Source organism: Rhodococcus sp. ENV425 (assembly GCF_002887785.1).
GTDB classification, from domain to species: Bacteria; Actinomycetota; Actinomycetes; order Mycobacteriales; family Mycobacteriaceae; genus Rhodococcus; species Rhodococcus aetherivorans.
In genome coordinates this window covers 47148-54261 of sequence record NZ_PCZU01000271.1, presented here as the reverse complement: position 1 = coordinate 54261, position 7114 = coordinate 47148, and the positions used below count along the sequence as shown (strand labels likewise).

The following is a 7114-nucleotide window of genomic DNA, read 5'->3' as shown; positions in this document are numbered from 1 at the left end:
GGGCCAATAGTCCTGCACCGCATAGTGTTGCGTGGATCGGTTGTCCCAGATGGCGACGCTGTTGGGGGTCCAGCGCCACCGCACCTGGTATTCCGGGATCGCGGCCTGGCTGATCAGGTAGCGCAGCAGATCCCCGGCGCCGGGGGCGTAGTCGATGCCGAAGCGGACGTTGTCGGGGGTGTGGTAGTTGACGAAATGGGTGGCGAAGGCGTTGACGAACAGGATCTTCTCCCCGGTTTCCGGATGGGTGCGCACCACCGGGTGCTCGGCGTCGGGGAACCGCTCGTGCAGCGCGTGCCGGGCCTCGAGGGGCATGTTCGCACCGAAGCTGGCCTCGATGCTGTGGCGGGCGCGCAGCCCGTCGATCCGGTCCTTCACCGATTGCGGCAGCCGCGTGTAGGCCAGCGCCATGTTCACCCAGACGGTGTCGCCGCCGACCGGTGGGATCTCCACGGCGCGCAGCACCGAACCCATCGGAGGGTTCTGCCGCCACGTGGCGTCGCAGTGGTAGGCGTTCTCGTAGTGCTCCGGCGCGCTGTCGAGGTCCTTGTAGATCCGCACCAGCCCGGGATGGTCGGGGTCGCTGCCGGCCACCGGGTGATCCTCGAGCGGGCCGAACCGTTCCGCCAGCGCGACGTGCTCGGCGCGGGTGAAGTCCTGCCCGCGCAGGAACAGCACCTTGTGACGCAGCAGCAGCGCACGCAGCTCGGCGAACAGGGCGTCGTCGCGCGACACCTCGCCCAGGTCCACGTCGAACAGCTCCGCACCGATCGTGGCGGTCAACGGCTCGACCCGGAACGGGGTCACCGTCCGTGTCCGCCGGGGCATCTCGATCGTGACAGACATTGCGTTGTCTCCTAGAAGAATTGGGGTTCGGTGACGGCGTCGGGTATTCGCCGGGTTCAGAGGGTGAACACCGAGGTGCCGATGCTGGCGCCGGCCTCGAGATCGCGGTGTGCGGTCACCGCGTCGGCCAGCTCGTAGCGCTGGTTGATGTCGATGCGGATCCGGCCGGCGGCGACGTGGCCGAACACCTCGCCGGCCAGTTCGGCCCGCTCGGCCGGGTCGGCGATGTAGTCCGCCAGCGCGGGACGGGTCACGAACAGCGAGCCCTTCACCGCCAGCGACATCGCGTCGATCGGCGGGATCGGTCCGGACGCGGTGCCGAAGCACACCAGCAGGCCGCGGCGGGCCAGCGAGTCGAGCGAGGTCGCGAAGGTGGAGGCGCCGATGCTGTCGAACACCACCGGCACTCCGACCCCGTCGGTGATCTCGCGGACCCGGGCGGGGACGTTCTCGCGGGTGTAGACGATCACGTGTGCACAGCCGTTGGCGCGGGCGATCTCGGCCTTCGCGTCGCTGGACACGGTGCCGATCACGTTGATGCCCAGCAGATTCGCCCATTGAGTGACGATGGAGCCGACCCCGCCTGCGGCGGCGTGCAGCAGCACCGTGTCCCCGGCGTCCAGCGCGACGATGCGCCGCAGTAGATACGCACTGGTGAGCCCGCGCATGGTCATCGACGCCGCGGTCTCGAACGCGATCCCGCCCGGGAGCGTGATCAGGTGCTCGGCCGGCATCACCCGCTCGGTGCTGTAGGCGCCCAGCGGGCTGCCGGTGTAGGTGACGCGGTCACCCTCCCGCACGTGCGACACGCCGGTGCCGACGGCCTCGACCACACCCGCCGCCTCGACGCCCATGCCGGCGGGCAACGCGGCCGGGTAGAGCCCGGTCCGGAAGTAGGTGTCGGCGAAGTTGAGGCCGACCGCACCGTGGCGGATCCGGACCTCGCCCGGGCCGGGTTCCCCGACCTCGGCGTTCTCCCACCGCAGGACCTCCGGTCCACCGGTCTCGTAGAAACGAACGGCCTTCGCCACGGTATTCTCCTTCTCGGTCCCGGGTGCTCGCGTCGTGACGACTCGGAGATCCGAAACGTTGTGCTGTGGAACAGCTTTTGGATTCGCTCGGGTGCGCCGGTTCGGCTTGTGAGGGCGGTCACCGGGTGGCCCGTGCTGTGATGAACCCAACTCTAGTCGGACCATCCCATGGATACTTATCCTGGCGGGACTCCAAATATTCGCTTCGGGACGCTGCGGCGATCCAGCGGCCTCGCCGGCCCGGGACGTGCATCCCGCCGGGTTCGAGCCGGCTGCATCCCGGATGCGAGGGGCGTGATGGTGTGGGACGGTGTCGGTCGATCGAGCCGACCGGGGCGGCGTCGGTGTGCGACAACGGTGCTCATCGGATTCGCGTGGACTGCAGGCGGTGTGGTCTGTGCGCCATCAACCCTGTCCCGATACGAATAGTCTGCTGACCCGATGAGATAAGTACGGTGGGTGCGGTTCGGCTACCGTGGAGTGGCAAGCCGAAGACCCACATGGGTTCTCGATCGAGTCCCGCACTCCGCGGGCCACGTCCCCAGCACCGGGATCGTCGATGCAGCCGGCCGAGGCGGCCACCTGCCCGACGTGCTCGAAAACACCCGTCGCCACCCCTCAGGAAGATCGATGACCAGGACCATCTATACCGCCGACCACCTCGCCTTTCGTGACACGGTGCGTGACTTCACGCAGCGCCACCTGATTCCGGAGCACGAGCGGATCATCGAGCAGCGGTTCATCGACCGCGAGATCTGGATCGAGGCGGGCAAGCTCGGCCTGCTCGGTCTGGAGGTACCCGAACAGTACGGTGGCAGCGCGGCGGGAGACTACCGGTTCAATGCTGTTGTGGGGGAGGAACTCTCGCGGGTGAGTGCCGCGATCGCGTCGAGTTTCGGCATCCACTACGACATCGTGGCGCCGTATCTGGTGGAGCTGACCACCGAGGAGCAGAAGCAGCGGTGGCTGCCGGGGTTCTGCACCGGTGAACTGGTCGCCGCGATCGCGATGACCGAACCGGCCGCGGGCTCGGACCTGGCCGGATTGAAGACCACCGCCCGACGCGACGGGGAGGACTGGATCCTCAACGGGTCCAAGACGTTCATCACCAACGGTTACCACGCCGACCTGGTGATCGTGGCGGCGAAGACCAGTCCGGAGAAGAAGGCCAAGGGCATCACCCTGTTCGCGGTCGAGACCGGCACGGCGGGCTTCGAACGGGGCCGCAAGCTGGACAAGGTCGGCCAACCCGAGTCCGACACCGCCGAGTTGTTCTTCACCGACGTCCGGGTCCCGGCGGCGAACGTGATCGGCGAGGTCGACGGCGGGTTCGCGCACATGATGCGAATGCTGCCGCAGGAACGGATCTGCGCGGCGGTGTCGAATCTCGCGCACGCCGAGGCGATCCTGGCCGAGACCCTCGACTATGCCCGGGCGCGCAAGGCGTTCGGCCAGGCGATCGGCTCGTTCCAGTACAACAAGTTCCTCTTCGCCGAACTGGTCACCACGCTCGAGGTGGCGCAGGCGTTCGTCGATCGGTGCGTGCAGGCACACACCGAGGGGCGGCTCACCGCGGTGGACGCCGCGAAGGCCAAGTGGTGGAGCTCGCAGGTGCAGAACCAGATCCTCGACAGTTGCGTCCAGCTGCACGGCGGCTACGGGTTCATGAACGAATACCGGGTCGCGCGGGCGTGGAAGGACGCACGGGTGACCAAGATCTGGGCCGGGTCCAACGAGATCATGAAGGAGATCATCGGACGGGACCTCGGACTGTGAGCATCACCGCGCCGGCCACCCACGCGAGCGAACCCACCGAGTGGCTCGCCCGGCTGACGCGCACCCGGTCCGACGCCGCCGCCCGCATCGCGTGGCTGACCGGGGTGCTCGGCTCCATTCGCTGGGCTCCGGCGCTGTGCGTGCCCCTTCGGCCCCACGCCGGTTCGGAGACGACCACCGACCACGACCCCTTTCTCGAACCACACCGGAGAACCACAGCATGACCAATCTCAGTACCAATCTCGTTGTGTCAGCGCGCAACTACCCCGGCAAGACCGCGTTGCGGTGCGGCGAGGACACGCTCGCGTTCGCCGAGTTCGACGCGGCCGCGGCGCGGGTGGCAACCCTGCTCGAGCGGGCCGGGATCGCACCCGGTGACCGGGTCGCGGTGATGCTGCCCAACACCGCGGCGTTCGCGATCGTGTTCTACGGCATCCTGCGGCGCGGCGCGATCGCGGTGCCGATGAACCCCCTGCTGAAGGCCCGCGAGATCGAGTTCTTCCTGACCAACACCGCCGCGTCGGCGCTGTTCGCGACCCCGGTGTTCGCCGAGCAGGCCCGCGCCGCGTCCGACGCGGCCGACGCCCGGTTGTGGCTGGTCGACGACGACGACCTCGCCCGGCTGACCGCCGACCTGCCGGCGCAGGCCGCGCCGGTGGCGCGGGCGGGTGAGGACACCGCGGTGATCCTGCACACCTCGGGCACCACCGGCAAGCCCAAGGGCGCCGAACTCACCCACGCCGGACTGGCCGGCAACGCAGAGGTGACCGCCCGCACCCTGATCCAGATCGGACCCGACGACGTCGTGATGGGCGCACTGCCGCTGTTCCACGTCTTCGGGCTCACCTGTGGGCTCAACGCCTCGGTCCTCGTGGGTGCCACGCTGACACTGGTGCCGCGGTTCGACCCACGAGTCGCGCTCGAGGTGATCGCCCGCGACCGGGTCACCGTGTTCGAGGGCGTGCCGACCATGTACGCCGCGATGCTCGGTGTCGCCGGGGAACTCGACGCGGCGGCGACGGCGAGCCTGCGAGTGTGCGTCTCGGGCGGCGCGTCGCTGCCGGTGGCAGTGCTCACCGACTTCGAGCGGACCTTCGACGCGGTGATCCTGGAAGGCTACGGGCTGTCGGAAACCTCCCCGGTCGCCTCGTTCAACCACCCGGACCGCGTCCGTAAGACCGGCTCGATCGGCACCCCGATCGAGGGCGTGCGGATGCGTGTCGTGGACGGCACCGGTGCCGAGGTTCCGGCCGACCAGCCCTGCGAGATCCAGATCGCGGGACCGAACGTGATGAAGGGCTACTGGAACCTGCCCGAGTCGACCGCGGCCGCGATCGACGCGGCCGGCTGGTTCGCCACCGGCGACATCGGCCGCATCGACACCGACGGCTACTTCTACATCGTGGACCGCAAGAAGGACCTGATCATCCGCGGCGGGTTCAACGTCTACCCCCGCGAGGTCGAGGAGGTCGTCTACGAGCACCCTGCCGTGGCGGAGGCCGCGGTGGTCGGCATCCCGCACGCCAGCCTCGGCGAGGAGATCGGCGCCGCGGTCACGCTCAAGCCCGGCGCGAGCGCCGATCCCGCCGAGATCGTCGCATTCGTCAAACAGCGGGTCGCCGCCTACAAGTATCCGCGCCACATCTGGATCCTCGACACCCTGCCGCAGGGGCCGACCGGCAAGATCCTGCGCCGCGACATCACCATCCCGACCTTCGAAAGCAGCAACCGACCATGACCACCACCACCACCAAGCCGGCACACCGCCCCGACGAGCTCGCCGCGCCGCTGGACCTGCTGCTGGCCGGCTCGGCCCGCGGCGTGGCCGGCCGGATGCTGCCCAACCGATCCTGGGCCCGGCTCGCGGGCGGGCTGGCCACCCGCCCGGGCACGCTCGCGCACCGCGGCGGAAACCTGGCCAAGGAACTCGCTGCGGTCGCCGCCGGCCGCGCCGACCGCGCACCCGGCAAGGGCGACAAACGATTCGCCGACCCGGCGTGGCAGAACAACCCCTGGTTGCACCGCAGCATGCAGGCCTACCTCGCCACCGCCGACACCGCCTATGCCCTGCTCGCGGACGCGGGCTTGGACTGGCGCGACACCGAACGGATGCGGTTCGTGCTCGACAACCTCGTCGAGGGCCTCGCGCCGAGCAACAATCCGCTGCTCAACCCGCTCGGGTGGAAGGCGCTCATCGACACCGGCGGCCTGTCCGTGCTGCGCGGGGCGCGCGCGTTCGCCCGCGACATGGCCACCAAGCCGCGGGTGCCGGCGATGATCGAAGACGGCGCCTACACCCTCGGCGAGACCGTCGCGGTCACACCCGGGGCAGTGGTGTTGCGCACCCCGGTGTTCGAGCTGATCCAGTACGCTCCGCAATCCGCGACCGTGCGCGAGGTGCCGCTGCTGATGGTGCCGCCGGTGATCAACAAGTACTACATCACCGACATCGCCCCCGGTCGCAGCATGATCGAGTACTTCGTCGCCCAGGGCCAGCAGGTGTTCGCCATCTCCTGGCGAAACCCCCACGCCGAGCATCGGGACTGGGACCTCGACACCTACGGCGGCGCGATCCTCGAGGCGATGGACGCCGTCCAGGGGATCACCGGCACCGACCGCACGCATCTGCAGGGCAGCTGCTCGGGCGGGATCCTGGCCGCGACGACCGCCGCGTACCTGGCTGCCACCGGCCACGGCGACCGGGTTGCCGGGCTCACCCTGGCGGTGACCGTGCTCGACCAGGCCCAGGCCGGGTTCGCCGCCGCCGCCCTCGACGCACGCACCGCCGAGACCGCGATCGAACGCTCGCAGTCCAGGGGCTTCCTGGACGGGGACGAGCTGGCCGAGGTGTTCGCCTGGCTGCGCCCGACCGACCTGGTGTGGCGCTACTGGGTCAACAACTACCTGCAGGGACGCCCGCCCGCGCCGTTCGACGTGCTGCATTGGAACGCCGACACCACTCGCATGACCGCCGGCCTGCACCGCGACCTGGTCCGTATCGGCGCTACCAACGCGCTGGCCACCCCCGGCACGATCGACCTGTTGGGCACCCCGATCGACCTCGGAGCGGTCACCGCCGACGCGTACGTGATCGGCGGCATCGCCGACCCCATCTCGCCATGGCAGTCCTGCCACCGCAGCGCCGCCCTGCTCGGCGGCGCCGACACCCGGTTCGTGCTCTCCACCAGCGGGCACGTCGCCGCGCTGGTCAACCCACCCGGAAACCCCAAGGCGTCCTTCCGGGTCGGGCCCGTCGACGCGGACACCCCGGAGCAATGGTTCGACCGCGCGACGGTCACCCGCGACTCCTGGTGGCCGGACTACACCACCTGGCTCGCCGCGCGCAGCGGCGCCACCGTCGCCGCACCCACCACGCTCGGCGGCGCCGGCCACTCCCCGCTCGACCCCGCTCCCGGCACCTACGTACACCACATCTGACCCACCACGACCTCAGGAAGCGA

6 protein-coding genes are annotated in these 7114 nt (G+C 69.6%); 4 read left to right on the top strand and 2 right to left on the bottom strand.

All coding sequences use genetic code 11. The features are described 5' to 3' along the window. Both CQZ88_RS25200 and CQZ88_RS25195 read right to left on the bottom strand, forming a co-directional pair. Positions 1-846 (bottom strand): TauD/TfdA family dioxygenase (locus tag CQZ88_RS25200; protein ID WP_258008779.1); only part of this gene is annotated, 846 nt, incomplete at its 3' end. A gap of 56 nt (positions 847-902) precedes the next feature. Continuing rightward, on the bottom strand, positions 903-1877 hold the full coding sequence (locus CQZ88_RS25195) for a quinone oxidoreductase (RefSeq protein ID WP_006937059.1): 975 nt from the start codon (positions 1875-1877) through the stop codon (positions 903-905). A gap of 630 nt (positions 1878-2507) precedes the next feature. Between CQZ88_RS25195 and CQZ88_RS25190 the strand changes: the two genes are divergently transcribed. The 4 genes from CQZ88_RS25190 to CQZ88_RS25175 are packed head-to-tail and all read left to right on the top strand — an operon-like array spanning position 2508 to position 7091. Next, positions 2508-3653, top strand: coding sequence for an acyl-CoA dehydrogenase family protein (locus CQZ88_RS25190; protein ID WP_006937057.1), 1146 nt, complete (start codon positions 2508-2510; stop codon positions 3651-3653). Then, on the top strand, positions 3650-3877 hold the full coding sequence (locus tag CQZ88_RS25185) for a hypothetical protein (protein ID WP_006937055.1): 228 nt from the start codon (positions 3650-3652) through the stop codon (positions 3875-3877). The genes CQZ88_RS25190 and CQZ88_RS25185 overlap by 4 nt, the downstream gene beginning before the upstream one ends. Further along, complete coding sequence (locus CQZ88_RS25180; RefSeq protein ID WP_102800466.1) at positions 3874-5391, top strand: long-chain fatty acid--CoA ligase; 1518 nt, start codon at positions 3874-3876, stop codon at positions 5389-5391. Before CQZ88_RS25185 ends, CQZ88_RS25180 begins: the two co-directional genes overlap by 4 nt. Continuing rightward, the gene (locus tag CQZ88_RS25175) at positions 5388-7091 is read left to right on the top strand and encodes an alpha/beta hydrolase (RefSeq protein ID WP_102800465.1); all 1704 of its coding nucleotides are present in this window, start codon (positions 5388-5390) and stop codon (positions 7089-7091) included. The genes CQZ88_RS25180 and CQZ88_RS25175 overlap by 4 nt, the downstream gene beginning before the upstream one ends. Positions 7092-7114 lie beyond the last annotated feature (23 nt).

Excerpts from the sequence above, each read along its gene's own strand:
- CQZ88_RS25190 (WP_006937057.1), top strand. The coding sequence starts at position 2,508 with ATGACCAGGACCATCTATACCGCCGACCACCTCGCCTTTCGTGACACG.
- CQZ88_RS25180 (WP_102800466.1), top strand. The coding sequence starts at position 3,874 with ATGACCAATCTCAGTACCAATCTCGTTGTGTCAGCGCGCAACTACCCC.
- CQZ88_RS25175 (WP_102800465.1), top strand. The coding sequence starts at position 5,388 with ATGACCACCACCACCACCAAGCCGGCACACCGCCCCGACGAGCTCGCC.